The sequence below is a fragment of the Shinella zoogloeoides genome, from assembly GCF_030733845.1.
Taxonomy (GTDB): domain Bacteria; phylum Pseudomonadota; class Alphaproteobacteria; order Rhizobiales; family Rhizobiaceae; genus Shinella; species Shinella zoogloeoides_C.
Map to the genome: position 1 here is coordinate 1,089,827 of NZ_CP132311.1, position 25,133 is coordinate 1,114,959.

Annotated in this window: 24 protein-coding genes and 1 pseudogene; 10 read left to right on the top strand and 15 right to left on the bottom strand. The window is 64.6% G+C overall.

All coding sequences use genetic code 11. The features are described 5' to 3' along the window. The first annotated feature begins 92 nt into the window (after window positions 1–92). The 3 genes and pseudogenes from Q9316_RS06350 to Q9316_RS25655 form a co-directional block, all read left to right on the top strand. Window positions 93–980 carry a YicC/YloC family endoribonuclease gene (locus Q9316_RS06350; protein WP_306034381.1) on the top strand — a complete coding sequence of 296 codons (888 nt, stop codon included), beginning with the start codon at window positions 93–95 and terminating at the stop codon, window positions 978–980. Window positions 981–983: 3 nt separating this feature from the next. Continuing rightward, window positions 984–1,643 carry a guanylate kinase gene (gene gmk, locus Q9316_RS06355; RefSeq protein ID WP_306034382.1) on the top strand — a complete coding sequence of 220 codons (660 nt, stop codon included), beginning with the start codon at window positions 984–986 and terminating at the stop codon, window positions 1,641–1,643. Window positions 1,644–1,660: 17 nt separating this feature from the next. Continuing rightward, window positions 1,661–1,817 (top strand): annotated as a pseudogene (locus Q9316_RS25655) (bifunctional diaminohydroxyphosphoribosylaminopyrimidine deaminase/5-amino-6-(5-phosphoribosylamino)uracil reductase RibD); the annotation flags it as partial. Window positions 1,818–1,843: 26 nt separating this feature from the next. Here Q9316_RS25655 and rsmA read toward each other — a convergent pair. From rsmA to lptF, 6 genes are all read right to left on the bottom strand, one after another. Further along, on the bottom strand, window positions 1,844–2,671 hold the full coding sequence (rsmA, locus tag Q9316_RS06360) for a 16S rRNA (adenine(1518)-N(6)/adenine(1519)-N(6))-dimethyltransferase RsmA (RefSeq protein WP_306034383.1): 828 nt from the start codon (window positions 2,669–2,671) through the stop codon (window positions 1,844–1,846). Further along, window positions 2,671–3,708, bottom strand: a complete 1,038-nt coding sequence (gene pdxA / locus Q9316_RS06365) for a 4-hydroxythreonine-4-phosphate dehydrogenase PdxA (RefSeq protein ID WP_306034384.1) — start codon at window positions 3,706–3,708, stop codon at window positions 2,671–2,673. Before pdxA ends, rsmA begins: the two co-directional genes overlap by 1 nt. Before the next feature lie 88 nt (window positions 3,709–3,796). Continuing rightward, window positions 3,797–4,735 (bottom strand): SurA N-terminal domain-containing protein, encoded by a 939-nt coding sequence (locus Q9316_RS06370; protein WP_371877967.1) that lies wholly within the window; start codon window positions 4,733–4,735, stop codon window positions 3,797–3,799. 128 nt (window positions 4,736–4,863) lie between these two features. Next, window positions 4,864–7,200, bottom strand: a complete 2,337-nt coding sequence (locus tag Q9316_RS06375; protein ID WP_306034385.1) for an LPS-assembly protein LptD — start codon at window positions 7,198–7,200, stop codon at window positions 4,864–4,866. Then, complete coding sequence (lptG, locus tag Q9316_RS06380; protein ID WP_306034386.1) at window positions 7,200–8,282, bottom strand: LPS export ABC transporter permease LptG; 1,083 nt, start codon at window positions 8,280–8,282, stop codon at window positions 7,200–7,202. The genes Q9316_RS06375 and lptG overlap by 1 nt, the downstream gene beginning before the upstream one ends. Beyond that, complete coding sequence (lptF, locus tag Q9316_RS06385) at window positions 8,279–9,463, bottom strand: LPS export ABC transporter permease LptF (protein ID WP_306034387.1); 1,185 nt, start codon at window positions 9,461–9,463, stop codon at window positions 8,279–8,281. Before lptF ends, lptG begins: the two co-directional genes overlap by 4 nt. 271 nt (window positions 9,464–9,734) lie before the next feature. On the opposite strand from lptF, the gene Q9316_RS06390 reads away from it, so the two are divergent. Together Q9316_RS06390 and Q9316_RS06395 are read left to right on the top strand one after the other, a co-directional pair. Next, complete coding sequence (locus Q9316_RS06390; protein WP_306034388.1) at window positions 9,735–11,225, top strand: leucyl aminopeptidase; 1,491 nt, start codon at window positions 9,735–9,737, stop codon at window positions 11,223–11,225. A 7-nt stretch (window positions 11,226–11,232) separates the two neighbouring features. Then, entirely contained in the window at window positions 11,233–11,682 is a 450-nt protein-coding gene (locus tag Q9316_RS06395) for a DNA polymerase III subunit chi (RefSeq protein WP_306034389.1), read from the top strand. Window positions 11,683–11,733: 51 nt separating this feature from the next. Here the strand turns inward: Q9316_RS06395 and Q9316_RS06400 are convergent, their stop codons facing one another. Further along, window positions 11,734–12,105 (bottom strand): VOC family protein, encoded by a 372-nt coding sequence (locus Q9316_RS06400; protein WP_306035233.1) that lies wholly within the window; start codon window positions 12,103–12,105, stop codon window positions 11,734–11,736. A gap of 371 nt (window positions 12,106–12,476) precedes the next feature. After that, window positions 12,477–13,403 carry a Gfo/Idh/MocA family protein gene (locus tag Q9316_RS06405; protein ID WP_306034390.1) on the bottom strand — a complete coding sequence of 309 codons (927 nt, stop codon included), beginning with the start codon at window positions 13,401–13,403 and terminating at the stop codon, window positions 12,477–12,479. Between the two features lie 246 nt (window positions 13,404–13,649). On the opposite strand from Q9316_RS06405, the gene Q9316_RS06410 reads away from it, so the two are divergent. Continuing rightward, complete coding sequence (locus Q9316_RS06410; protein WP_306034391.1) at window positions 13,650–14,225, top strand: TRAP transporter small permease subunit; 576 nt, start codon at window positions 13,650–13,652, stop codon at window positions 14,223–14,225. After that, window positions 14,222–16,027 (top strand): TRAP transporter large permease, encoded by a 1,806-nt coding sequence (locus Q9316_RS06415; protein ID WP_306034392.1) that lies wholly within the window; start codon window positions 14,222–14,224, stop codon window positions 16,025–16,027. The genes Q9316_RS06410 and Q9316_RS06415 overlap by 4 nt, the downstream gene beginning before the upstream one ends. 148 nt (window positions 16,028–16,175) lie before the next feature. On the opposite strand, the gene Q9316_RS06420 is transcribed toward Q9316_RS06415, so the two are convergent. From Q9316_RS06420 to Q9316_RS06440, 5 genes are all read right to left on the bottom strand, one after another. Then, a complete protein-coding gene (locus tag Q9316_RS06420) occupies window positions 16,176–17,282 on the bottom strand; it encodes a TRAP transporter substrate-binding protein (RefSeq protein WP_306034393.1) in 1,107 nt (368 codons plus the stop codon). A 193-nt stretch (window positions 17,283–17,475) separates the two neighbouring features. After that, a complete protein-coding gene (locus Q9316_RS06425) occupies window positions 17,476–19,362 on the bottom strand; it encodes an ABC-F family ATP-binding cassette domain-containing protein (protein WP_306034394.1) in 1,887 nt (628 codons plus the stop codon). A 52-nt stretch (window positions 19,363–19,414) separates the two neighbouring features. Beyond that, entirely contained in the window at window positions 19,415–20,497 is a 1,083-nt protein-coding gene (locus Q9316_RS06430; protein ID WP_306034395.1) for a GGDEF domain-containing protein, read from the bottom strand. A gap of 189 nt (window positions 20,498–20,686) precedes the next feature. Continuing rightward, window positions 20,687–20,971 (bottom strand): hypothetical protein, encoded by a 285-nt coding sequence (locus Q9316_RS06435; RefSeq protein ID WP_306034396.1) that lies wholly within the window; start codon window positions 20,969–20,971, stop codon window positions 20,687–20,689. A gap of 199 nt (window positions 20,972–21,170) precedes the next feature. Further along, on the bottom strand, window positions 21,171–21,680 hold the full coding sequence (locus Q9316_RS06440; RefSeq protein ID WP_306034397.1) for a DinB family protein: 510 nt from the start codon (window positions 21,678–21,680) through the stop codon (window positions 21,171–21,173). 134 nt (window positions 21,681–21,814) lie between these two features. On the opposite strand from Q9316_RS06440, the gene Q9316_RS06445 reads away from it, so the two are divergent. Then, window positions 21,815–22,504, top strand: coding sequence for a glutathione S-transferase family protein (locus Q9316_RS06445; RefSeq protein WP_306034398.1), 690 nt, complete (start codon window positions 21,815–21,817; stop codon window positions 22,502–22,504). A 104-nt stretch (window positions 22,505–22,608) separates the two neighbouring features. Beyond that, window positions 22,609–23,031 (top strand): nucleoside-diphosphate kinase, encoded by a 423-nt coding sequence (ndk, locus tag Q9316_RS06450; RefSeq protein WP_050742909.1) that lies wholly within the window; start codon window positions 22,609–22,611, stop codon window positions 23,029–23,031. 84 nt (window positions 23,032–23,115) lie between these two features. Here the strand turns inward: ndk and Q9316_RS06455 are convergent, their stop codons facing one another. Continuing rightward, on the bottom strand, window positions 23,116–23,619 hold the full coding sequence (locus tag Q9316_RS06455) for a hypothetical protein (protein WP_306034399.1): 504 nt from the start codon (window positions 23,617–23,619) through the stop codon (window positions 23,116–23,118). After that, window positions 23,616–24,170, bottom strand: coding sequence for a CGNR zinc finger domain-containing protein (locus Q9316_RS06460; protein WP_306034400.1), 555 nt, complete (start codon window positions 24,168–24,170; stop codon window positions 23,616–23,618). The genes Q9316_RS06455 and Q9316_RS06460 overlap by 4 nt, the downstream gene beginning before the upstream one ends. 64 nt (window positions 24,171–24,234) lie before the next feature. Here Q9316_RS06460 and Q9316_RS06465 point away from each other — a divergent pair, with 64 nt between their 5' ends. Continuing rightward, the gene (locus Q9316_RS06465; RefSeq protein WP_306034401.1) at window positions 24,235–25,131 is read left to right on the top strand and encodes a branched-chain amino acid ABC transporter permease; all 897 of its coding nucleotides are present in this window, start codon (window positions 24,235–24,237) and stop codon (window positions 25,129–25,131) included. The last annotated feature ends 2 nt before the right edge of the window (window positions 25,132–25,133 follow it).

A 25,133-nucleotide genomic window follows, 5' to 3' on the forward strand; every position in this document is an offset into this window, starting at 1 on the left:
TGCTTCACTTTAATACGGGATGATGTCGCGCGTGCCGCGCGCACCCGGCTGCCCGTTCCGGCTTCTCGCCACGGGCGCCACTGGAGGCTGACATGACATTGCAATCGATGACCGGCTTCGCGCGGGTCGAGGGAACCAGCGGGCGTACGCGCTGGGCATGGGAACTGCGTTCGGTGAACGGCAAGGGGCTCGACCTTCGCCTGCGCCTGCCGCCCGGCTTCGAGGCGCTGGAGGCGGATGTGCGCCGTGTCGCGGGCGAGGCCTTCGCGCGCGGCAATCTCCAGGTCGGGCTTGCCACCAGCGTCAGCGAGGCGCAGGTGGAAGCCGTGGTGAACCAGGGCGCGCTCGCCGCCGTGCTGGCGCTGCGCGACCAGCTTGCCGGTATCGTCGATCCCGCACCGGTGAAGCTCGACACGCTGCTTTCCGTGCGCGGTATCGTCGATTTCCGGGAGGCCGAGGAGAGCGAGACGGAACGCACGGCGCGCAACGAGGACATCGCCGCGGGCTTCGCCGAAGCCGTCCGCTGTCTTGCCGACATGCGGCGCAGCGAGGGCGCGGCGCTCGCCGCGGTCCTGCTCGGTCAGGTCGCACGGATAGAGGCGCTGACGCAGACTGTCGAGGCCGATCCCTCGCGTAGCGTCGCGGCGATTGCCGAGCGCCTTTCCGCGCAGGTGACCATGCTCATGCAGGGCGCCACCGCGCTCGACCGTGACCGGCTGCACCAGGAGGCCGCGCTCATCGCCACCAAGGCGGACCTGCGCGAGGAGATCGACCGGCTGAAGGCGCATGTGGCGGCGGCGCGTGCGCTGATCGCCGAAGGCGGCCCGATCGGCCGCAAGCTCGATTTTCTCGCACAGGAATTTAACCGGGAATCGAATACGATCTGTTCCAAGTCGAACGCCGCTGCTGTAACGGCTGCAGGCATCGAGCTGAAGGTCGTCATCGACCAGTTCAGGGAACAGGTCCAGAATTTGGAGTAGGCCATGGCCGAGCATTCGAAGCAGATCAACATCGAGCGCCGCGGGCTCATGCTCGTGATCTCCTCTCCGTCCGGCGCCGGCAAGTCGACCATCGCCCGCAATCTGCTGGAGGCCGATCCGGGCCTCAGCCTTTCGGTCAGCGTGACGACGCGCCAGCGCCGCGCCAGCGAGATCGCCGGGCGGCACTACCACTTCATCAATCAGCGCGAATTCGAGCTCCGGCGTGATTCCGATTCCCTGCTCGAATGGGCCGAGGTGCACGGCAATTTCTACGGCACGCCGCGCGAGCCGGTGGAGGAGGCCATGTCCGCCGGCCGCGATATGCTGTTCGACATCGACTGGCAGGGCGCCCAGCAGCTCCAGGAGAAGATGCCGGCCGATGTCGTCTCGATCTTCATCCTGCCGCCGTCGATGACCGAGCTGCAATCGCGCCTGCATCGCCGCGCCGAGGATACCGAGGAGGTCATCCAGACGCGCCTTGCCAATTCCCGGGCCGAGATCGAGCATTGGCGGGAATACGACTACGTCATCCTCAACGATGACCTCTCCGTCGCCTTCGATGCCGTGCAGAGCATCGTCAAGGCCGAGCGCCTGCGCCGCGACCGCCGGCATGGGCTGTTCGAATTCGTGACCGGGCTGGTGACGGAAAAGCCGGTTTTGTGAGAGTGGCGGGTGTAACACCCCCCTCTGCCCCGCCGGGCATCTCCCCCTCAAGGGGGGAGATCGGCAAGAGGCACAAACCTTGCTCAAACAGCGACGTTAGAGACGGGCGAAACGGTGCCCCACCCAATCTCCCCCCTTGAGGGGGAGATGCCCGGCAGGGCAGAGGGGGGTAGCCACGGCTCCCACGCCGACGGCAGCGCTCAGAGCGCGTTCGCCAGCCGCACGAACTCTTCCACGCTCAGCGTCTCCGCCCGCCGCTGCGGATCGATCTCCGCCTTTGCCAGCAGCGCCTCGCCGCCGAGCGATTTCACGCTTTGGCGCAGCATCTTGCGGCGCTGGCCGAAGGCAGCGTGGGTGACGCGTTCCAGCGCGCTTGCCTCGCAGGGCAACGGGTTGGCGATGGGCTCCAGATGCACGACGGAGGACGTCACCTTCGGCGGCGGCGTGAAGGCCTGCGGCGGCACGTCGAAGGCCATGCGGGCGTCGGTGCGCCAGCCGCAGAGCACGCCGAGCCGGCCATAGTGGTCGTCATCCTCCTGCGCGACAATGCGCAGGCCAACCTCGCGCTGGAACATCAGCGTGAGCGATTCCCAGAAGGGTGGCCAGGCCTTCGGCAACAGCCAGTTGACGAGAAGCTGCGTGCCGACATTATAGGGCAGGTTGGCGATGATGCGCACCGGCTCGCCGGGCGCCAGCGCCTCGAAATCGGTCTTCAGCGCATCGCCCTCGATCACCGTGAGGCGGCCCGGATAGTGATCGGAGATTTCCGCCAGCGCCGGCAGGCACCGGGCGTCGCGCTCGATGGCGATGACCCGCTTAGCGCCGAGCGCGAGAATGGCGCGCGTCAGGCCGCCCGGCCCCGGGCCGACCTCGATCACCGTATGGTTCTCGATGGGGCCGGCGGTGCGGGCTATCTTCTGGGTGAGGTTCAGGTCGAGCAGGAAGTTCTGGCCGAGCGCCTTCTTCGCGTCGAGCCCGTGCCGCTGGATGACGTCGCGCAGCGGCGGAAGTCCGTCGAGCGCCGCCATCACGCCGTCTCCCGGGATGCGCGTTCGTGCGCCGCAAGCTCGGCGGCGAGCCGCAGCGCGGCGAGAAGGCTGTCCGGCTTGGCGATGCCCTTGCCGGCAAGGGCGAAGGCGGTGCCGTGGTCCGGCGACGTGCGGATAAAGGGCAGGCCCAGCGTCGCATTGACGGAATCGTCGAAGCCCAGCGCCTTGGCCGGGATCAGCGCCTGGTCGTGATACATGCAGAGCGCAACGTCATAGGTCGCGCGGGCGGCCTCATGGAACATCGTGTCGGCCGGAAGCGGGCCGATCGCCGCGATGCCGGCCACCTTCAGCCGCTCGACGGCGGGACGCACGATGGCGTCGTCCTCCAGCCCCAGCGCGCCGCTTTCGCCGGCATGCGGGTTGAGCCCGGCAATGGCGAGGCGTGGACGGGCGATGCCGAAGCGCTGGCACAGGTCCCGCGCGGTGATGACGGCCGTCTCGACGATGAGGTCTTCGCTCAGCGTCGCCGGGACGTCCTTCAGCGGGATATGGATCGTCACCGGCACGGCGCGCAGCTTCGGCCCGGCAAGCAGCATGACGGGGAGGAGGGTGTCCCCGCCCGTCGCCTTTGTCGCGAGATCGGCGAGGAACTCCGTATGGCCGGGAAAGCCGAAGCCGGCATCGTAGAGCACCGCCTTGGCGATCGGGTTGGTCACGACGGCGGCGGTGCGGCCCGCCATGGTCAGGGCGACGGCCGTCTCTATGGCGCCGGTGATGGCGGCGGTGTTGCGGCTGTCGGGCGCGCCAGCCACGACGGGCACGGCGCAATCGGACGCGAGCACCGGAATGGCCTCAGCGAAGATGGCCTCAGCCGTTTCCGGCTGTGCGGCGACGAGCGCGATATCGAGGCCGAGCACATGGGCGCGCGCGCGCAGAACCGCGGCATCGCCGATGAAGAGGAAAGGGGGAAGCGAAAGCCGGTGGCGGGCGGACCACAGGGCAAGCGTGATATCCGGCCCGATCCCCGCCGGATCGCCCATGGTGAGCGCCAGCGGAGGAATGTTCGTCGTCGTCATGGGGACCTGCCGGAAGAGCGATGCCGGCGTGTCCAGGGACAGGCGCCGGCAGGTTTGAGAGTGCGCCGCGTCTCCACGGCGCCCAGAATCAGCGTTCGGTGATCGTCGCCTTCTTGCGCAGTTCGGCGATGTACTTCTTGCTGTTCTCGTCGCCTTCGTTGCCCTTCGCCTTGGCGAGGTCCTCGGCGCGGAAGACCATTTCGGCGGCAACGTCGTCGTTCACCTGGCGCTGCTTGCAGATCGCCAGATATTCGACGCCGCGCTCGGTGACGCGCGTGCCCGTCGTCTGGCCCTTGGCCTTCTCGATCAGCGGCTTCCAGTCCTCGGGCATTTCCGGCGCCAGCACGCGGCCGAGATCGCGGATCGAGACGTCGTGCATCGTCGCGGCAAAGGCCTTGGCCTGGTCGCAGCCGGGGAATTTCGAGCGGGAGGCTTCCGCCTCCGCCTTGCGCTTGCCGAGGATGGCGTTGCGGCGCTTTTCCGGCACGACGAAGATGACCTGCTTGAGGAAGTATTCCGTCGTTTCCGGCTTCTTGCCGCCGTTCTCCTGCATGCGCTCGACAAGCGTCTTGCCGTTGTTCGTGCGGCCGAAGCGGGCGTTGACGACGCGCGGCCAGCTCATCTGCAGCGCGATGAACTGCTTGAAGTGTTCGGAGCCGACGCCGGCCTGGTTGAGGATCTTGGCGAGCTGGTCGGGCGACATCTTGTTGGAGGCCGCAAAGCGCGCATAGGCGGCATCGACCTCCGTGGTGCTGACGGATGCGCGGGCGCGCAGAATTTCCTCGCGCTTCAGCGTGTCGTCGATGAGCTGTTCGCGGGCGATGCTGCGCAGATTGCCCTTGGTGCGCTGCAGCTTCAGGAAGTTGACGCGGCGTTCGACGTCGCCGGAAGTGATCGCGGTGTTGTTGACGATCGCAACGACCGAACTTGCGGCCTGCGCACTGCCTGCCGGCGCAACGATCGTTACCGCTGCGGCCAGAGCGACGCCCATCATCATGGAGCGCACCACAGATTGTCTGCCCATCATGCCAGTCCCTCTTCCAAAACCCATTTCGTGCCCCCGCACCGTTCAAGCGGAGGGCGCCGGGAGAATTCATCTCCCGGATGTGCATAATACATGCGGCCAAACGATGACAAGAGCGGCCCGCAGGCCTGTCAGAAGCCGGCGAGCGTCGTATCGCCGACCTGGATATCCCCGATCGTGCGGAACATCAGGCGCGCGCCGATCGACCAGTCGTTCGCCGCGGTGCTCGATTTGTCGCGCGTCTGCTCGTAGACGATCGAGAACACAGTATCGCGGTCGTCATAGGATACGCCGATGCCGTTGCGCGAAACGATGTGGTTGCCGATGTCGTAGGTGACCGAGCCGAAGACCGACCAGTAATCGTGGAACTTGAACGCCGCGGCGCCCTGAATTTCGCTGGCGGTGTCCGTCAGGCCGTAGAGCGGCTGCGCGGCGATGCGCGTATAGGTGATCTCGGTCTCGAAGCGGGCGCCGTCGAAGCGCAGCGACGTATCCGAGCGGCGCAGCGAGAAGTCGTCCTTGTCGAGACGGGCGCTGGTCGAGAACGAAATGCCGCTCGGCAGATCGATGCCCGCCATGCCGACATAGTCGGAGGCATCCGTCTCAAGGCCGGAATTGGCGCCGGCATTGACGAGGTCGGGGCTGGCGAAGGAATTCACGCCGCCGAGATGGAAGGACTGGCCGACGATGCTGCGCAGGAGCACGCCATTGTCGAACGTACCGGTATAGCGCAGGCCGAGATTGGCGCGCGTGCCGCCCTCGATGCGGTCGAAGCCCGAGAATTTGTCGCGTTCGAACAGGTTGGTGGCGTCGAAGACGAAGCTCTGAGCATCCTCGTTCGGCAGGCCGCCGGCATTGTCCTCGTCCGGGCGCACATAGATCTGCGCGATCGGCTCGAACAGGTGCGTGCTGTAGTCCGTCGTCACGAGGACGGGATAGCGCGCCTCGAGGCCTGCGGTCAGCATGGTGCGGGTCGCGCTGTCGTCGGATTCGAACGTGCCGCCGTAACCGGCGCCCGGCGGGCGCATGTCGAGGCGGTGGATGTCGCCGCGGGCCGCCAGGAGCGGCGTCAGCACGAGGCCGCCCGGCACGACGAGCTGGCGTTTCCACTCCAGCTCGCTGGTCAGCCGCGTCGCGCTGCCTTCGAGGCCGCGGAAACGGTCGCGGCCGTTCACCGTGTAGCTGTCGGTAAGGTCGCGGTCGACATTGGTGAGGTTCGTCGTGACGCTCAGCTCGCCGCCGAAGACCGGCTGCGGCACGATATATTCGTGGTCGAGCGTCTGGGCGATCGCCTGCTTGCGCTCTGCCTGATCCAGCGGGTCGGCGTCCTGCACGTCGAAATAGAACGCGCGCAGGTCGAAGCTGTTGCGGCGGCCGAGGCCCGACAGGTATCCCTCGTTGACGAACGTGTCGCCCTTGAAGCCGTTGATTTCATAGGTGCGCGAGAAGTTGTTGTCGGTCTGCGCCATCACGTTCCAGCCGAACGTCCAGCGCGGATTGATCTGGAAGTGGCCGGTGGAGGCGACCATGCCGCGCAGACCGTCTTCTTCCCAGTCGCTCGTGTTCGGCGTGAACTGGTCGGCGTTCATCTGGCTGATGCCGGCGGCGCGCAGCGTGATCTGGCCGTTGTGGAACTGCTTGCGGAATTCGGCTTCCATGAGGAAGCCCTGGTTGGTCAGGACCGTGGGCGACAGCGTCGCATCCATGTCCGGCGCGATCGCGATGTAGTAGGGCGTCGTCACGCCGAAGCCGAGCTTCTGGGCATAGCGGAACTGCGGGAAGAGGAAGCCGGTCTTGCGCTTGACGGTATGGTCGGGAACTTCGAGCACCGGAATATAGGCGATCGGCCTGCCGAACATCTCGAAGCGCGCGCGCTCGAGGCGGATGGTCTTGGTGCGGCCGTTCTGCACGACGCGCTCGGCCTTCACCTCCCACAGCCCGCGATGGGTCGGGTCCGTGGCGCAGGGCGTGCAGGCGGTATAGACGGCGTGGTTGAGGATCATCTCCTCGCCGTTGACGCGCTCGCCGCTGGTCGCCGCCAGCTTGGTGAGGTCTGTGGTCTCGATGCGCAGGGCGTTGATGAAACCGTTGGCGAAATCGTCCGACAGGTCCATCTCGTCGCCGTAGACGCGGTTGCCGGTCGGCTCGATCAGCTCGATATTGCCGCGCGCCTTCACCCGGCCCGTCGTCTGGTCGTACTCGACCTCACGGGCAACCAGCTTGTAGCCGGCATAATTGATCTGCACGGCACCACGCGCGATGACCGTGTCATTGTCCTGGTTATAGACGAGTTCGTTCGCGGCGAGCAGCAGCTTGCTGTCGTCCGGGATGTTCGGCTCCATCGTCTGGATGTCCGACATCTGTGCATAAACGGGAACAGCGGAAGCGGGCATGAGGGCGCACATGGCCGCACCTGCAAGCAGGGCGGCTTTTAACCACCGATTCGTTTTGCGGTCGCCTGCCGCCACTAGCCGTCCTCCTGATGCAGAAGAATCGTCGCACCCAAGGACATTGCGACGACCACTGGGAGCCAGGCCGCAACGAACGGAGGAACAACACCGCTGCTTCCGAATGCCTTCACAAGCACGGTGACGACATAAAGCATGAAGCCTGAAAGGATTCCACCCAGAATCACCGCACGCGATTGATTAAACCGGCTAAATTTTAACGATACACAGGCGGCGATCAGCGTCATCGCAACCAGGAGCAGCGGCAGCGAAAGCATGGAGTGAAACTGCGTTTCCATGGCATTCGTCGGGAAACCGAAGGATTTGGCCGCCTCGATCTTCCGTCCGAGCTCGAAAAAGGCAATGCTTTCAGGCTTTTCCAGGCTTTCCTGAACGAATTCCCGTTTCAGGTTGGTACGAAGCTGTACCTCATCGAGACGGACGGGCAGTTCGCCGCTGCGAGTCTCGTGCACGTTCTTAAGAAGCCAGTAACCATCTTCCAAAGTGGCCGAGTCGGCGTCCTGCCGAAGCACGATGCGGCTGTCGTCGTCGAAGTGGATGACGGAGACGTTGAGCAGCCGCGTTCCATTGTCCAGAACGGCCTTCGCGCCGATGATCGCCTCGTCCTTTCCATAGATCTGGCGAAGCCACGGAACGGCGTTTTCGCCGCGCGCCGCGTTGGTCGCCCCCCAGGAGGCCTCGACCTCCTGCGCCTTCTTGCTGCCCCAGGCCGCGAGCGGATTGAGCGTCAGCACGGCGATGACGCCGAACAGGAATGCGCCGATGACGAAGGGGCGCAGGAACTGCCAGACGGAAATGCCGGCGGCGCGCGTCACGACCAGCTCGTAGCGCCGGTTGAGCGAGATGAGGGCGGCCATGCCGGCAAAGAGCGCGACGAAGGGCACTGTCTGCATCAGGATCGTGGGAATGCGCAGCGCCGTCACCATGAGGCCGGTCGACAGCGTATAGCCCGGCAGCGCACCCACGCGATTCGACATCTCGGAGAAGTCGATGATGAAGATCAGCGAGAAGATGCCGAGCAGGAACCAGATCGTCGTGACGATGTAGCGGCGGAAGAAATAGAGGCCGAGCGTGCGGATCATGGTTTGCCGCTCCCGCCGGCCGGGGTCGAGCCCGTCTTTATGAAGCGCGACAGCAGCCGGTCGCGCAGTTCCGTGACGCGGTCGCCGAGCGTTGCCGGAATCTCAAGGCTCTTGTTGCGCGCGAGATAGCGGATGGCGAGCGCTGCCGTGACGATCGGGATGAGATACATGATCGGTATGAAATAGAGGGATTCTTCCGCATTGTTCGAGGCATAGAAGCTCGCCCAGCGCACGAAGAGCGCCGTCAGCAGCGCCGTGATCATCGGATGCATGCGCGCCTCGCGGTGCGAGCGCGCATCGGCGCTGACGACGAGGGCGATCAGGCCGAAGACCATCGGGAACAGCCATTCGCTGAAGCGGCGGTGCAGCTCGGCGGTGAAGGATCCCGAATTGTTCTTGTATTGCGGGTCTTCCGGATCCGGACTGAAGAGATAGGGCAGGTCGCGGTCCTTGGCGCGGATGTTCGACGTGCCGGTGCTCTGGGTGAGGTCGGCGAGGTCGAAGGCGTAGGATGCGAACTTGATGATGGAGACGTTGCCGTCAGGCAGCTTGCGATGCACCTCGCCGTCCTTCATCACCAGCGCCGAGGAGTTTTCGTCCACCGCGCCCTCGCGGGCATAGTACACCATCTCGAAGCGCGGATCGCGCGTGTCGGCGACGAAGAGGCCATGCAGTACGCCGTTGTTGCGCCGTTCCGCCACCTGAACGTAGAGCCCGTCTGTGATCTTGCGGAAGGTGTTTTCCTGCACGACGGAGGAGAGCATGTCGGCATGGGCCGTCGCAATCATCTTGCGCACGGCCATGCGGGAATAGGGTTCTACGAAATTGTCGACGGCGAAGGAGACGAGGCTCATCGCCACGGCGAGAATCATGATCGGCCGGATGATCGTCGTGCGCGAGCTGCCCGCCGAATTCAGCACCGTCAGCTCCGAATCGGCATTCATGACGGTCAGCGTCTGCGACACGCCTATGACGAGCGCGAAGGGCAGGATGATCGGGATGACGGAGGGCAGGATCAGCGTGGCGAGCTTCAGGAAGGCGAAGATCGACTGGCCGCTGTCGGTGACGAGGTTGATGCTGCTGAGCGCCTGCGTCACCCAGACGATGCCCAGCAGGGGCAAAAGCGTGGCGATGAACATGAGCGACGCCCGCCGCAGGATATAGCGCTCGATCAGTTTCATTTTTCAGTCCGCACGTCCGACCAGCGGTTCTCGCCCCGCGTCCACGACGCCCATCAACGGAACTGCAATGGGCATATAAGCTTTCTTGAGGCTGACGCCATAGCGGAGAGTCTCCGCCCGGATGGAAAATTTATCGCGAACAAGCATGGCTAACGTTCTGTAAACAAGCCGGCGCATCTTGCCAAGCGCCGCAAAAGCGACAAGGAATTGGGGCGAACGGCGGCCTTTCCGGCCGAACGACCGGCCGCAAGGCCCACATGCGGAGTAAATCATGGCTTCCAAATTCGACATCGGTTTCGCAAAGACGGCGCGCGCATCCGGCGGTCTTGCGATCCTCCTCCAGAGTGCCGGCGGGCAGGCGGCAGGGCTTGGCGAGGTCGATCCGGAAGGTGTCGTGGGCCGTGCCGCGGGCGTTGCGAAATTCACCGGCAAGGCGCTGAAAAAGCTCGAGGTTCTGGCGCCGCACGGCGCGCCGGTCGACCACATCCTGGTGCTCGGCCTCGGCGAAGCGGAGAAGCTGACTGCCCACGACTGGCTGAAGGCCGGCGGCGCCGCCGCGGCCAAGGCCGGCCGCGCCGAGAAGGTGACGGTCTATCTCGATGCGCCTGACGTCACCGTCACGGCGAGGAACGCCGCCGACTTCGCGCTCGGCATGCAGCTCGGCGCCTACAGCTTCGATACCTACAAGACGAAAAAGGGCGAGGACGACGAGGCGAAGAGCGGCAAAAGCGTGAAGGTGACGATCGTCACCGCCGTCGCCAGCGCCGCCAAGAAGGCGAACGAGGTGTCCGACGCGGTGGCCGAAGGCGTGATTCTCGCCCGCAATCTCGTCAACGAGCCGGCCAACGTGCTCGGCCCCGTCGAATTCGCCGACAAGGCCAAGGCGCTCGAAAAGCTCGGCGTCGAGGTGGATATCCTCACCGAGCGCGAGATGAAGAAGCTCGGCATGGCGGCGCTGCTCGGCGTCGCGCAGGGCTCCGTGCGCCCGCCGCGCCTTGCTGTCATGCACTGGAAGGGCGGCAAGGAGAAGGACCGGCCGATCGCCTTCATCGGCAAGGGCGTCGTCTTCGATACCGGCGGCATTTCCATCAAGCCGGCCGCCGGCATGGAGGACATGAAGGGCGACATGGGCGGCGCCGCCGCCGTCATCGGCCTGATGCACACGCTCGCTTCGCGCAAGGCGAAGGCCAATGTCGTCGGCATCCTCGGCCTTGTGGAAAACATGCCCGACGGCAACGCCCAGCGCCCCGGCGACATCGTCAAGTCCATGTCCGGCCAGACGATCGAGGTCATCAACACGGATGCCGAGGGCCGCCTCGTGCTCTGCGATGCGCTCTGGTATTGCAACGAGACCTTCAAGCCGCAGTTCATGGTCAACCTCGCTACGTTGACCGGTGCGGTCATGGTGGCGCTCGGCAGCCATCATGCCGGTCTCTTCTCCAACGACGATACGCTTTCCGCGCGTCTCACCGCCGCCGGCCTTGCCACCCATGAGCGCCTGTGGCGCCTTCCGCTCGGCCGCGAATACGACAAGATGATCGACAGCAAGTTCGCCGACATGAAGAACACCGGCGGGCGCTATGCCGGCTCGATCACCGCCGCGCAGTTCCTCCAGCGCTTCGTCAAGGATACGCCTTGGGCGCATCTCGACATCGCCGGCACCGCCATGGGCTCGCCGACCGACGAGATCAACCAGTCCTGGGGCTCCGGCTTCGGCGTGCGCCTGCTCGACGAGCTTGTGCGTGCGAACTACGAGGGGTGAGGGCGGGGTGAGCGAGGTCCTCTTCTATCACCTGACGGAATCCAAGCTGGAGGACGCGCTGCCGCCGCTCATCGACAAGAGCCTTGAGCGCGGCTGGCGCGTCGTCGTACAGGCCGGCGATGCCGAGCGCCGCGATGCGCTCGACACCCATCTGTGGACCTTCCGCGAGGACAGCTTCCTGCCGCACGGCACGGACGAGCAAGCTTTCCCCGCCGACCAGCCCGTCCTGCTGACGGCGACGCCGGACAACCAGAACGCCGCCACCGTGCGCTTTCTCGTCGCCGGCGCCGAACCGCCGCCGCTCGACGCCTATGACCGCGTCATCTTCATGTTCGACGGCTACGACCAGGCGGAAGTGGAAACCGCCCGCGAGCACTGGAAGCGCCTGAAGGGCGAGGGGCACCAGCTGACCTACTGGCAGCAGAACGGCGACGGGCGCTGGACGAAGAAGGCTTGACATCGAGCGAGCCATAGCGGGGCGACGAGAATGCGGCCTCCAACCGCGTTCTTAGGGCGCACGAACCTCGACCAATATCCGTCCGGGGGCAAAGCAGTAAAACAGCCACATTCCGCGCATTTCACGCGGCGGCATCCAGATTTCCGTCCCCGCAGTCGTGAGGGCGGTATGGAGGCGATCGACATCCGCACGTGCGTTTAGAGTAAATCCCACGTGGTAGGTGTTTCGACCGGCGGTTGGTGTATCGGCGCCGCCGAATTTCGCAACCGGTCTGCTGATAACCAACTCCAGGCCGGCGTCGTCGCGGAGAATGGCTAGACCGCTGCCGCGGGTTTCCGTCGGCACCAAGTTGAAATGTGTAGCGAAGAAATCCCGCGTTTCCAAAACATTCGGTACGTGAAGGTCAAGGTGATCAAGGCGCATCATTTTCCTCCAAGGAGGCTAGCGCCGGTGTGGTAAGGCTACACAGACGCGAGCACCCTAGCATCATTGCCAGGGTTTCACGTCGTGGGTTCTCACGCGTTAGCGTGGAGCAGAGCTTCCATATGGAAGGGGACGGGCTTACCGGAACCGCCCCGGCCTTTTTCGACAGCACTTCGATAGCGCTTTCAGCACTCCATGGCTAGGACCAATCGACATTCAGTCGTTGCTGGCGTGCAAATGGCGCTTTCTCGTGCTTCCGGTACTGCGTACCGGAAGTGCACTGTGCTCCGGATCGCTGAAGGTTCTTTTTATGCTCGGGCGGGTTGAATGTTGAGAGCCGCCATGAGGCTTCCAACATTCAACCCTTGTCCTCAATCGTGAAACGCTTCGACGAACTTGCGTCGTCCCAGCATGAAGGCGTCGGCGACGTGGCGCAGCGGCGCGAGGTCGACGTCGGACTTTCCGGCTTTCACGATCTCGGCGAAGCGCTTGTAGAGCATCGGATATTCCTGCTCCGGCTCCTCGTGCACCAGCTTGCCGTCGATGGAGAGCTTCGCGCCGCCCTCAGACAGCACCATTTCGCCGGCCTCTGTTTGCGCCACGATGTCCCAGCTCTGCTTGCCGGTCTGGCGCCAGTCGAATTCGGCGGAAAGGTCGAGGCCCTTCGCGTCGGAGAAGGTCATCGACGCGGCAATGGGCGCGTCGCGGTTTTCCGGGAATTCCAGCGTGGCGGCGGTGATGAAGGCCGGGCGCGGCAGGATGTGGGTGACGATGGACAGCGCGTTGATGCCCGGATCGAACACGCCGAGGCCGCCGGCCTGCCATATCCATTCCTGGTTCGGATGCCAGTGGCGCACGTCCTCCTTCCAGATCACCCGCATGGAGCGGATCGTCGTTCCCGCGAGGAAGGTCTTTGCGGCCTCGACGGCCGGCGCATAGCGCGAGTGCCAGCTTGCAAAGAGCGAAAGGCCCTTCGATGCGGCGAGCGCTTCGAGGTCGGCGACTTCGGAGAGCGTTGCGCCCGGCGGCTTTTCGAGGAAGACGTGCTTTCCTGCCGAAAGCGCCTTTTCGGCCGCCTCGTAGCGGTATTGCGGCGGCATGCAGAGCGAGACGGCGTCGATGGCAGGGACGGCCGCGAGCATGTCGTCGATCGTCTTGAAATTGTCGATGCCGTCGACCGTGCCGTGGCGGCTGGCCGCGGCGATCAGCCTGTAGTCGCTGTTGTCAGCGACGGCCGGAAGATGCTGGTCGCGCACGATCTTGCCGACGCCGACGATTGCGAGATTGATCGGGGACATGGCTCCGCCCTCATTTGTATGATGATTTGGCGTTGTTGTAGCAGAACCCTCGGCCGGAGCAAGGCCGCCCCGCGCCCGCATTTGCCTATCGTTTGTGCAACGGGGCGAAAGCCGTATCCGCCTTTCGTCTAATACGGCCGCTGAAGCCGGGAAAACCCGGCTGCGGACTTGAAACGAGACTTGAAATCGGCACTTTGGCTGTGCTTGGCACCAAAGCAATAACACGCCATGCGGGGAGGAGTTCTCATGAAGACGCTGCTGGTTTTCAGCCGGCTCATCGACGCTGTCACGGAAAATATCGGGAAGGCCGTTGGCTGGCTTATCCTCGTTGCCGTGCTCGTCAGTGCCGGAAACGCCGTCGTTCGAAAGGTTTTCAACACATCGTCCAATGCCTGGCTTGAGGCGCAATGGTATCTGTTCGGCGGTGCCTTCATGCTCGCCGCCGCCTATACGCTGGCGCAGAACGAGCACATCCGGATCGACGTCGTCTACGGCAAGTTTTCACGCCGGGCGCAGCACTGGATCGACCTTCTCGGCCATTGCCTGTTCCTGATGCCCTTCGTGCTGCTGATGGTGTATTTCCTCGTGCCCTATGTCGCGATGTCCTACCGCTCGGGTGAAGGCTCCTCCAGCGCCGGCGGCCTGATCGTCTGGCCGGCCAAGGCCATCCTGCTCGCCGGCTTCATTCTTCTCGCCTTCCAGGGCGTCTCGGAGATCATCAAGAAGATCGCCATCATGCGCGGGGACATGGACGACCCGGCGCCTTATGTTCCGACCCACGCCCCGCTCGACACGGCCATTGCCGAGGAGAAGGGCGCATGATCGAGTTCATCGCGGAAAACCTCGCGCCGATCATGTTCATGTCGCTGATCGTGTTCCTGCTGCTCGGCTATCCGGTGGCGTTCTCGCTCGCGGCGAACGGTCTGCTCTTCTTCATCATCGGCGTGGAACTTGCGCCGCTGTCCGATTCGATCAATCTTTCCTGGCCGCTGCTCAATGCCATGCCGGAACGGTTGTGGGGGGTAATGTCGAACGACACGCTGCTCGCCATTCCCTTCTTCACCTTCATGGGGATCGTGCTGGAGAAATCCGGCATGGCCGAGGACCTGCTCGATACGATCGGCCAGCTCTTCGGGCCGATCCGCGGCGGCCTTGCCTATGCGGTCATCTTCGTCGGCGCGCTGCTGGCGGCAACGACCGGCGTCGTCGCCGCGTCGGTCATCGCCATGGGCCTGATCTCGCTGCCGATCATGCTGCGCTACGGCTATGACCGGTCGATCGCCTCCGGCGTCATCGCGGCCTCGGGCACGCTTGCCCAGATCATCCCGCCGTCGCTCGTGCTGATCGTCCTTGCCGACCAGCTCGGCCGCTCGGTCGGCGACATGTATGCCGGCGCCCTCATTCCCGGCCTCGTGCTGACCGGGCTCTATATGGGTTACATCCTGCTCATGACCTTCCTGAAGCGGGATTCCATGCCGGCTCTGCCGCTGGAGGCGCGTTCGCTCGGCTCCGGCGTCACGTCGCTTGCCATCGCGCTGGTCGTCGCCGCCGGCTTTGCCTATGCGGCCCATGTCTATCTCTATCCGACGCATGGCGAGAATGCCGATATCCTCGGCGCGACCGTCGGCGTCATCTTCATCTATGTCGTGGCGCTCGCCGACAAGGCGTTCAACATCAACATGATGTCGCGGCTGGCCCAGCAGGTCATCATCGTGCTGATCCCGCCGCTGGCGCTGATCTTCCTCGTGCTCGGCACGATCTTCCTCGGCATCGCGACGCCGACGGAAGGCGGCGCCATGGGCGCGGTCGGCGCGCTCGCCATGGCGGCGGCTAAGGGCCGGCTCAGCATGGAAGTGGTGCGCTCGGCGCTCACCGCCACCACGCGACTTTCGGCTTTCGTGCTGTTCATCCTCATCGGCGCCCGCGTCTTCTCGCTCACCTTCTATGGCGTGAACGGGCATCTGTGGGTCGAGCACCTGCTCGTCTCCCTGCCGGGTGGCGAGACGGGCTTCCTGATCGCGGTGAACCTGCTGGTCTTCTTCCTGGCGTTCTTCCTCGATTTCTTCGAGCTTGCCTTCATCATCGTGCCATTGCTGGCGCCCGCCGCCGACAAGCTCGGCATCGACCTCATCTGGTTCGGCGTGCTGCTCGGCATCAACATGCAGACGAGCTTCATGCACCCGCCCTTCGGCTTCGCGCTGTTCTACCTGCGCTCGGTCGCCGCCAAGGTGCCCTATCTCGACAAGGTGACCGGCAAGGTGACGCAGCCGGTGACGACGGGGCAGATCTATTGGGGGGCCGTGCCCTTCGTCGGCATCCAGATCGTCATGGTGGCGCTGACCATCCTCTTCCCGGGCATGGTCATGCACTACAAGGGCGAGGGCAGCGGCGTCGATCCGGCGACAATCAAGATCGAGGTTCCCGGCTTCGGTGGCGGCCAGGGCGGCTTGCCCGGCCTGACCCTGCCGGACAATGGCGGCGGCCTCGGTCTGCCGGGCGGCCTGCAGCTTCCCGCCGGCAATCCGCTGGAAGGCGGCGGCGAGGAGAAGCCGGCCGAAGGCGGCCAGCAAGGCACCGAGCAGAAGCCCGCCACGGACCTGTCGAGCCCGCCGTCCTTCAACTGAGGGACCGAGGAACCGCTGTGAAAGGGCCGGCGCAAGCCGGCCCTTGCTTGTTGAGATGAGGGGCATTCCAGAACGATAACGGCACAAGCAAACAAAAACCCCGGAGCATCGCTGCTCCGGGGTTCCTTGTTCGCGCTTGCGTCAGTGATTACAGCTTGTTGCCGCGCTGCTGGATCATCATGAACGTATCGTAGTTGTATTCGGCGATCTGGGCGTTGAGGTAATACTCGCCGCGGAACGCCTTGATCGAGTCCCAGATCTTCTTGAAGGTCGGGTTCGAGGCTTCCATCTCGGCATAGACCTCGTTGGAAGCGTCGAAGCAGGCCGACAGGATTTCCTGGCTGAACGGGCTCAGCTTCGCGCCGGCGGCGACGAGGCGCTTGATGGCGGAGGGGTTCAGGTAGTCGTACTTCTGCAGCATGTTCGCGTCGGTCGCCTGGCAGGCGGTGCGCAGCAGCGACTGGTAGGCCTTCGGCAGGCCGTCGAAGGCCGCCTTGTTGAACATGGCATGCACCGTCGGGCCGCCTTCCCACCAGCCGGGATAGTAGTAGTAGGGCGCGACCTTGTAGAAGCCGAGCTTCTCGTCGTCATAGGGGCCGACCCATTCGGCGGCGTCGATCGTGCCCTTTTCGAGCGAGGGATAGATGTCGCCGCCGGCGATCTGCTGCGGCACGACGCCGAGCTTTTCGACGACCTTGCCGGCAAAGCCGCCGATGCGCATCTTCAGGCCCTTCATGTCGGCGACGGTCTTGATTTCCTTGCGGAACCAGCCGCCCATCTGCACGCCGGTATTGCCGCCGGGGAAGCCGACGAGGCCCTGGGTGGCGAGGAATTCGTTGAAGAGGTCGATGCCGCCGCCATGGTACTGCCAGGCGTTCATGCCGCGCGCGTTGAGCGCGAAGGGCACGGCCGCGCCGAGCGCCCAGACCGGGTCCTTGCCCCAGTAGTAGTAGGAAACCGTATGGGCGGCCTCCACCGTGCCGGCGGATGCCGCATCGGCGGCCTGAAGGCCCGGAACGATTTCACCGGCCGCGAAGACCTGGATCTGGAAATTACCGTCCGTTGCTTCGGACACGTATTTCGAAAGCACTTCCGCGCCGCCATAGATCGTATCGAGCGATTTGGGGAACGACGAGGCAAGACGCCAGTTGATCTTCGGATTGCTCTGCGCGAGCGCCGGGGCGGCAAGCACCGTGGCGGCCGCACCGCCGACGCCGGCCACACCGGCTTTCTTGATGAATGATCGACGATCCATAGTTTCCTCCCAATGGCGAACGGCGGATTTCCCCCGCTCTCGTGTCATCAGGCGCGAGATAACCATGATGGGGAAGGGGTTTCAAGCCGGGAAGGAAAGAAGGGGCAACGGGCCCTCTACGACTTTCGTCTTAGAAGGCGATTCCCGCTATCTGCCTGTTTTTTTTGCTTTTCTGGAGCGTGCGGATGGCCGGTCAGCCGGCCATCGCGTCTTCGTACTCGGCCGAAAGCTCCAGCCACTGTTCCTCGGCCTCGTTGAGCTTGTCGACGGCCGTCGCGCGCAGTTTTGCCTTCTCGGCGGCCTTTGCCGGGTTCTTCTCGTAGAGGACAGGGTCCGCAAGTTCCGCGTCAAGAAGCTGAATCTGCTTGTGCAGTTTCGCCGTCAGCGATTCGATTTCGTTGATCTTTTTGCGCAGCGGTGCGTATTGGGCACGGCGGTCGGCATTGGCCTTGCGCAGTTCCGCCTTGTTGGCCTCGCCGCCGGCGGAGGCCGGCTTGTCCTTGTCGTCCTTCTTGCCGGACTGGACGATGAGGCCGCGATATTCCTCCATGTCGCCGTCGAAGGTCTTGACCGTGCCGTTGTTGACAAGCCAGAGCCGGTCGACGGTGGCCTCGATGAGATGGCGGTCGTGCGAGATCAGGATGACGGCACCGTCATAATCGTTCAGCGCCTCGATCAGCGCGCGGCGGCTGTCGATATCGAGATGGTTGGTCGGCTCGTCGAGGATGAGCAGGTTCGGCGCGTCGAAGGCGGCAAGGCCCATCAAAAGGCGTGCCTTCTCGCCGCCGGAAAGATCCTTGGCGGCCGTCGCCATCTTCTCCGTCGCAAGTCCCATCTGCGCCACGCGGGCGCGCACCTTGGCCTCCGGCGCTTCCGGCATCAGCCGGCGCACATGCTCGACGGGCGACTGGTCGGGAATGAGGTCATCGAGCTGGTGCTGGGCGAAGAAGCCGATCTTCAGCCCCGGCGCGCGCTTGACCGTGCCGGATTCGGCCTCCAGCCGGCCGGAGATGAATTTGGCGAAGGTCGACTTGCCGTTGCCGTTCGAGCCGAGCAGGGCGATGCGGTCGTCATTGTCGATCCTGAGGTTGATCTGCTTGAGGATCGGCTGTCCCGGCGTGTAGCCGACCGCGCCGCCCTCGATCGCGACGATGGGCGAGGCGGGCTGCTTTTCCGGCTCCGGGAAGGTGATCGGCTGCACATGCGTCTCGACGACGGCGGCGACCGTGCCCATGCGCTCCAGCGCCTTGACGCGGCTCTGCGCCTGCTTGGCCTTGGTGGCCTTGGCCTTGAAACGGTCGATGAAGCTCTGCAGGTGCTTTCGCGCGGCCTCGTTCTTGGCCTTCGCCTTCATCTGCAATTCGTCGGCTTCGGCCTTCTGGCGCTCGAACTGGTCGTAGGAGCCGCGATAGAAGGTGAGCTTCTGCTGATCGAGATGCACGATGGCGTTGACGGCGGTGTTCAGGAGGTCGCGGTCGTGGCTGATGATGATGACCGTATGCGGGTAACGCCGGACATAGTCCTCCAGCCACAGCGTGCCTTCGAGGTCGAGATAGTTGGTCGGCTCGTCGAGCAGCAGCAGGTCCGGCTCGGAGAAGAGCACGGAGGCGAGCGCCACGCGCATGCGCCAGCCGCCCGAGAAGCTCTTCGCCGGGCGTTGCTGGGCCTCATGGTCGAAGCCGAGGCCGGCAAGGATGCTGGCCGCGCGCGCTTCTGCCGAATGGGCGCCGATATCGGTGAGGCGCGTCTGGATTTCCGCGATCCGGTGCGGGTCGCTTGCCGTTTCCGCTTCCTTGAGCAGGGCGGCGCGCTCCTTGTCGGCGGCAAGCACGATCTCGATCAGCGATTCGTCCGTGCCCGGCGCTTCCTGCGCCACCTGGCCGATGCGCGCGTTCTTCGGCAGTGAAATGCTGCCGGCTTCAGAGGCAAGCTGGCCTGTGATGACGCGAAACAGCGTGGACTTGCCGGTGCCGTTGCGGCCGACGAGACCCACCTTCACGCCGCTCGGCAGCGAGAGCGAAGCGTTGTCGATGAGGAGACGCCCGGCAACGCGGGCGGTGAGGCCGGAAATCGTGATCATGCCGGGTCTATAGGGCGGGGTGACAGCTTAAAGCAAGAGGCGGCAGGCCGGTTCAGCCCGCCCCGCCTGCGCGATAGGTGCGTCCCGCCCGCTCGGAGACCTCCGCCGAATAGATGCGCAGCGCAATGCTGGTCTCCGCCGCATAGGCGAGCGCCTGGTCGGCATGTTCGTAGAACATCGTGGGCGACTGGGCCGAATCGCTCATGGAGATGCCGGCGGTCAGCGTCAGGAATCCGGCGGGAAGCTCGCGGTCCAGGAAGGGGAATGGCTTTTCCGCGACGCGGGCCGCGATGCGCCGGGCAATGGTGACGGCGATCTCGCGGTCGACGTCGCAAAGCAGCAGGCAGAAGAGATCCGGGCCGGTGCGGGCGACGAAATCCGCTTTCTTCACCGAGCGGCGGAAGATGGCGGCGAGCCGCTTCAGCGTCTTTTGTGCGGCGCCTGCCGGATGGGTTTCGGCAAATGCCTTGAGTTGCTCGACGCGGAAGAGGAGAAGGGCGGTCGTGCCCCCGCTCGCCTCCTGCTTGAAGAAGGTCTTGAGGCGGCCGAGCAGCGCGGCATGGTTGGCAAGGCCCGTCACCGGGTCGTGGGTCAGCGCCTCGCGGGTCACCGACAGGCCGGAACGCAGACCGTCGAGATGCGCCTGGAGGTCGTCGATCCTTGCGGATGTCGCCCGGTCGCTCCCGAGGATATCGCGCACGAGGGAAAGGAGACGGACCGTATCGCTGGCGAAATCGGAAAGGCCGAGCACCGGGTTCCTGTCCATACGGGCGGCGATCTCCTCCAGCTCCTGCACGGCGGCGGCGCGCTGGCGATGGTTCTCCTCCGCCGCCCTGGAGATTTCCGTCAGCAGAAGTACGGCTTCTCCCGCGGCCTGCCCGGCGGCGAGCACATTGTGGCTCGGCAGCGAATGGCGCAGCGCGATCGCATCGAGGGAAGCCTGGTCCGGCGTCTTGCCGAGGGCCGCGATCTCGCGCGCAACGCCCGCATTGCCGTTCAGCGCCTCGAACAGCAGTTCGTAATTGCGCGGCAGCGGGGCGATGCCGAGATTGGCCATGACATGCGCGATGCGCGCCATGATGGGCGAAACGGCCGGTTGGGCGTCTTTGAGGGCTGGAGTGGCTTTGCTCGTCATGAAACGCCGTCAGGTGGGGCGCGGCGGAAGGCGTCCGCGCGCTGGGAGGTCAGTCGGCGTAACTATCGGATTGTGCGGTTAATTTTGCGTGTGCTGAGCTAAGGATTCAACCAAAGTTGACGATAGGCAAGGGCGCCCGTTTCATGGGGCGGCGCTGTCCCTGCGCCGCTCCGTGAAACCGGTGCCGTGTCAGGCGATGCGCCGGGCGAGCGGGATCGCCCGCATGACCTGGCTGATCATCGTCGAGCGCTGCGGTTTTGCGGCGCGCACCGCGCGGTTCTGCTGCAGGTCTCGCATCGCCGCTGCATACCCCTCCGCGCGCGCTTCCTGCAGCGCCACGTCGAGCGTCTTCTCGATGACCGGATAGCACTCTTCCGGCAAGTAGGCGTTCGGGGCGTCGGTGCCGTAAACGCGTGACATCTTGCAAAGCGTGCTTCCGAGCAGGGCGGCCCACTCTTCGGTCGTTCTTGCCATTGCTTTTCCTCTCTCCGGGCGAGGCACGCGCCATCCGGCGTCAGCCCCAATGGCAGCGACTATCCCATCACCGATCGCCCGAGCCTGTCACCTGGGTGACAGGGCGGAGCAGCCCCCAAAATCGATGCCGAGCGCTTCCATACCCCATCACTGTATCACTACTGTTGCAGGAACAGGAAGATGCTACTCACCCTAAAATTTACAGGAATTCCTTGCCCTCGGTACGAACGAAATAGATCAGGTCCAGCGTGATGCTCGGCCCGCCGAGCGCTGTCAGCATGGCGTGGCACTGGCCGCGATGGTGGGTCTGGTGGTTGAAGAGGTGGGTCAGCGCCGCGCCGAGCGGGTGGGTGACGACTGCGGGATTGGTGAGCGGGCTGTAGGTGAAGTCAGCTACGATTCTCTCTTTCGTCAGCGAAGCGGCGAAGGCTGCAAGGCGTGCATCCTCGGCCTGTCGGGCGGTTCTGAGGCCCGCAAAATCCTCGTGGAGGATCGTGTCGAGGCTCTTTGGGGCTTCCCCCTCGCCGGTAAAGCGCTTCATCCAGATGCGGTCGGCGGTGAGGAGGTGGTTCAGCGTGCCGTGCAGCGAGCCGAAGAAGGCGCCGAGATCCTTGCGATAGGCGGCATCGTCGAGCTTGCCGACCTCTTCGTAGAGCGCGCGGTTGGCCCAGGCATTGTAGGCGGCGAACATGCGGTAGTGGTTGAGCATACGGGGTCTCCCTGCAACGCCGCGACTATATCGCAGGCCGCCATTGCTCGCATGAATGCGATCCATGAAATTATCTGATTTGCACTCCTCGCCGCCCTGCGCTCCAATGCGCCGATCCGAACGAAGAGGTTTTCATGACCCGACTGCTCTACGCCCTTGCCGGGACCGACAAGGCCCGCCAGTTTTCGCCCCATGTCTGGAAGACGGTGATGTCGCTCGCCCACAAGGGGCTCGATTACGAGACGGTGCCGGTCGGCTTCACTGAGATCAAGGCGGTCGAGGGCGGTGCGACTGCGACCGTGCCGCTGCTGCGCGATGGCGACAGGCTGGTGCGCGACAGTTTCGAGATCGCGCTCTATCTCGACGAGGCCTATCCCGACCGGCCGTCGCTGTTCGGCGGGGAGGGCGGCAAGGCGATGGCGCGCTTCATCGAGAGCTGGTCGCAGTCGGCGCTGCACATGGCTGTCACCCGCATCGCCATTCTCGACATCCACAACCTGCTGGACCCGACGGATCAGGCCTATTTCCGCCGCAGCCGCGAGGAGCGGCTCGGCGCGTCGCTGGAGGATATCGCGGCCGCGGGCAGGGCGGAGATCGAGGGCTTCGCGAAGAGGCTCCAGCCCCTGCGCAACACGCTGAAAATCCAGCCCTTCATCGGCGGTGAGGGACCGCTTTTCCCCGACTACATCGTCTTCGGCGCGCTGCAATGGCTGCGCACGACGGCGGGCACGAGGGTACTGGCCGAGGACGACCCGGTCGCATTGTGGTTCGGCCGATGCCTCGATCTGCACGGCGGCGTCGGCCATCGTGTGACGGCAGCATGAAAGTTTGCCGCTGAATTCGCCAAACGCCGCGCCCCTCTTGTTTTGCGGGGCGTTGGCGGCTATTGAACCGCCACTTTCACCGGAAAACCAAGGGAAACGGGAAAATGGCGATTGAACGCACCTTTTCGATGATCAAGCCGGACGCGACGAAGCGCAACCTGACCGGCGCGATCACCAAGATGCTCGAAGATGCGGGCCTCCGCGTCGTGGCTTCCAAGCGCGTCTGGATGAGCAAGCGCGAAGCCGAAGGCTTCTACGCCGTTCACAAGGAACGCCCCTTCTTCGGCGAACTCGTCGAAGGCATGACCTCGGGCCCGACGATCGTTCAGGTTCTGGAAGGCGAGAACGCCATCCTCAAGAACCGCGAAGTCATGGGCGCCACCAACCCGGCCAACGCCGACGAGGGCACGATCCGCAAGACCCACGCTCTTTCCATCGGCGAGAACTCGGTTCACGGCTCCGACGCCCCGGAAACCGCTGCCCAGGAAATCAAGTACTGGTTCTCCGACACCGAAATCGTCGGCTGAATCGGTTTTTCCGGTTGCAGCCGGAAGCCTTTGAAATAATTTTTGGAACCGGGGCCGCAAGGCTCCGGTTTCTTCGTTTGGGCGTCAGGTCGGGCAGGTCGCCGTTTCGAAATGCTCCGGCGCCTTGCCGTCCTTGAAGACCTCCGGGTTCCGGTCGTAGCCGGGGCCGACCACGAGTGCCTTTGCCGGAAGGATGCTTTGGTCGACGTTGGAGGTCACCTGCGTTTCCAGGGATTGCAGTTGCGCGCCATCCGGGCCGATCACCGAGACCGTGACCTTGTAGGGCTGGTCCTTCTTCACGCAGGTGATGTCAGGGCTCTCCAGCACCACGCGCGGCAGGTTGGGGAAAATCCTGCGCTCCAGCGTCAGCACCGCGCCGCCCGCCGGATTCTCGAATTCGGCCTTCACGATGGAGCCCGCCGGCAACGGCTGGGTCTGTTCCAGCGTGACGAGATAGGTCGCATAGGCGAGGCGGTAGTTGAAGACGAACATCTTTCCGGTGAGTTTCAGCGGATCGGGGCCTGTTTCGCGCTGGCAGGCGGTGAGGAGGAGCGCGAGCGGCAGCAGGATCGTCAGCATGCGTCTCATGGGTCTGGCTCCTCGCGATTGCGGCGATAGTGGCGGCTCGCCTTCGCCCGGTTGCCGCAGACGGCCATGTCGCACCAGGCGCGTGAGCGGTTGCGGCTGCGGTCGAGGAACAGCCAGTGGCAGTTCGGGCAGATTTTCAGCCGTTCGGGCTCCGGCTGTGCGAGCAGCAGGAGGGCGGAGCGGGCGGTGGCCGTATCGAGCGCCCGCGGCCGCGCGCCGGACCGGCGCATGACCGCGGCGGTGGCTTCGAGCAGGTCGGCCAGCAGCGCCGGTTTCCCGGCACCCAGAACCTCCGCGCGAAAATGCCGGTCGATCGCCTCGCGCAGGTCGACCAGCCCGTCGCGCGCGTCGCCGCTCACCGCTTCGAGCGGGCCGAAGAGATGGCGTTCCGCCCCGTACCGGTTTGCGCCGCCGGGAAAGGCATCCATCACGTCCGGATCGGCGAAACGATCGATCCGCCGTTCGGGATCGGCGCGCAGCACCACGGAATTAGCGACATCGAGGGCGAGCGCGCCGCCGGAAAACCGATGCGGGGTCCAGGAAAAGGTCATGGCGATATTCTAACTGGTAAAAGCGATTTTGCCAGTTATAATTTCGCAAACGCGTGGAACACCCATGGCCTATTTTCTCCAGCAGATCGCCAATGCAGTGCCGGTCGCAGCGCTCTATGCGGTGCTCGCCTTCGGCTATTCAATTGCCTTTGCCGTCACGCGCCGCGCGGATATCGCCTATGGCGCGCTCTTCGCCTTCGCCGCGCAGATGTTCGTGCTGTTTGCCGGCTACGGCTGGAACCAGCTCTGGCTCGTCCTGCCGGCGGCGCTCGCCTTCGGCGCGGCGATCGCGCTCCTTTACGGTGTCGGTGCCGGCCTCGTCATCGGCCGCCATGTCATGCGCCCGCTCGCCTTTTCCTCCGACAACACGGTCGTGGTCGCCGCGCTCGGCGTGGTGCTGGTGCTGATGGAGACGGCGCGGCTCGCGTCGGAAACGCGCAGCCTGTGGCTGCCGCCGCTGCTCTCGACGCCGGTGGTCTTCTGGAACGATCCCGCCTTCCCGGTGGCGCTGACGGTTCTGCAACTGGCGAATACGCTGGCCATGGCTGTTATCGTCGCCATCGGCCATGTCTTCCTCGCCCGCTCCGCCTGGGGCCGGCGCTGGCGGGCTGTGTCGGAAGACCGGCAGGCGGCGGAACTGTGCGGCGTCGATGCCGCGGGCGTCTATCTCGCCGCCTATGCCGGCGCGGCGCTGATCGCCAGCCTCACCGGCATCCTCGCCGTCTCCTACTACGGCAACATGGATTTTGGCGCCGGGCTCGTTTTCGGCGTGAAGGTGCTGTTCATCGCCGCCATCGGCGGGGCAGGGGCGCCGCTGCTCTCGGCGCTCGGCGGCGCGGCCATGGGGCTCGCCGAAACCATCTGGAGTGCCTACGGCGATTTCCTGTGGCGGGACCTGGTGATCTTTTCTGCGCTGGTGCTGCTGCTGGTCATCTTCCGGCGTGAACGGCCGGTGCCCTGACG

What these genes read in the sequence shown, in the direction of transcription:
- Q9316_RS06405 (WP_306034390.1), bottom strand. Translation starts at nt 13,403, where the DNA reads ATGTCCCCGATCAATCTCGCAATCGTCGGCGTCGGCAAGATCGTGCGC.
- rsmA (WP_306034383.1), bottom strand. Translation starts at nt 2,671, where the DNA reads ATGGCGGCGCTCGACGGACTTCCGCCGCTGCGCGACGTCATCCAGCGG.
- Q9316_RS06410 (WP_306034391.1), top strand. Translation starts at nt 13,650, where the DNA reads ATGAAGACGCTGCTGGTTTTCAGCCGGCTCATCGACGCTGTCACGGAA.
- Q9316_RS06465 (WP_306034401.1), top strand. Translation starts at nt 24,235, where the DNA reads ATGGCCTATTTTCTCCAGCAGATCGCCAATGCAGTGCCGGTCGCAGCG.
- Q9316_RS06445 (WP_306034398.1), top strand. Translation starts at nt 21,815, where the DNA reads ATGACCCGACTGCTCTACGCCCTTGCCGGGACCGACAAGGCCCGCCAG.
- Q9316_RS06460 (WP_306034400.1), bottom strand. Translation starts at nt 24,170, where the DNA reads ATGACCTTTTCCTGGACCCCGCATCGGTTTTCCGGCGGCGCGCTCGCC.
- lptG (WP_306034386.1), bottom strand. Translation starts at nt 8,282, where the DNA reads ATGATCCGCACGCTCGGCCTCTATTTCTTCCGCCGCTACATCGTCACG.
- Q9316_RS06400 (WP_306035233.1), bottom strand. Translation starts at nt 12,105, where the DNA reads ATGCGCCTTGATCACCTTGACCTTCACGTACCGAATGTTTTGGAAACG.
- Q9316_RS06435 (WP_306034396.1), bottom strand. Translation starts at nt 20,971, where the DNA reads ATGGCAAGAACGACCGAAGAGTGGGCCGCCCTGCTCGGAAGCACGCTT.
- Q9316_RS06370 (WP_371877967.1), bottom strand. Translation starts at nt 4,735, where the DNA reads ATGATGGGCAGACAATCTGTGGTGCGCTCCATGATGATGGGCGTCGCT.
- Q9316_RS06415 (WP_306034392.1), top strand. Translation starts at nt 14,222, where the DNA reads ATGATCGAGTTCATCGCGGAAAACCTCGCGCCGATCATGTTCATGTCG.
- Q9316_RS06440 (WP_306034397.1), bottom strand. Translation starts at nt 21,680, where the DNA reads ATGCTCAACCACTACCGCATGTTCGCCGCCTACAATGCCTGGGCCAAC.
- Q9316_RS06430 (WP_306034395.1), bottom strand. Translation starts at nt 20,497, where the DNA reads ATGACGAGCAAAGCCACTCCAGCCCTCAAAGACGCCCAACCGGCCGTT.
- ndk (WP_050742909.1), top strand. Translation starts at nt 22,609, where the DNA reads ATGGCGATTGAACGCACCTTTTCGATGATCAAGCCGGACGCGACGAAG.
- lptF (WP_306034387.1), bottom strand. Translation starts at nt 9,463, where the DNA reads ATGAAACTGATCGAGCGCTATATCCTGCGGCGGGCGTCGCTCATGTTC.
- Q9316_RS06455 (WP_306034399.1), bottom strand. Translation starts at nt 23,619, where the DNA reads ATGAGACGCATGCTGACGATCCTGCTGCCGCTCGCGCTCCTCCTCACC.
- Q9316_RS06350 (WP_306034381.1), top strand. Translation starts at nt 93, where the DNA reads ATGACATTGCAATCGATGACCGGCTTCGCGCGGGTCGAGGGAACCAGC.
- gmk (WP_306034382.1), top strand. Translation starts at nt 984, where the DNA reads ATGGCCGAGCATTCGAAGCAGATCAACATCGAGCGCCGCGGGCTCATG.
- Q9316_RS06420 (WP_306034393.1), bottom strand. Translation starts at nt 17,282, where the DNA reads ATGGATCGTCGATCATTCATCAAGAAAGCCGGTGTGGCCGGCGTCGGC.
- pdxA (WP_306034384.1), bottom strand. Translation starts at nt 3,708, where the DNA reads ATGACGACGACGAACATTCCTCCGCTGGCGCTCACCATGGGCGATCCG.
- Q9316_RS06425 (WP_306034394.1), bottom strand. Translation starts at nt 19,362, where the DNA reads ATGATCACGATTTCCGGCCTCACCGCCCGCGTTGCCGGGCGTCTCCTC.
- Q9316_RS06390 (WP_306034388.1), top strand. Translation starts at nt 9,735, where the DNA reads ATGGCTTCCAAATTCGACATCGGTTTCGCAAAGACGGCGCGCGCATCC.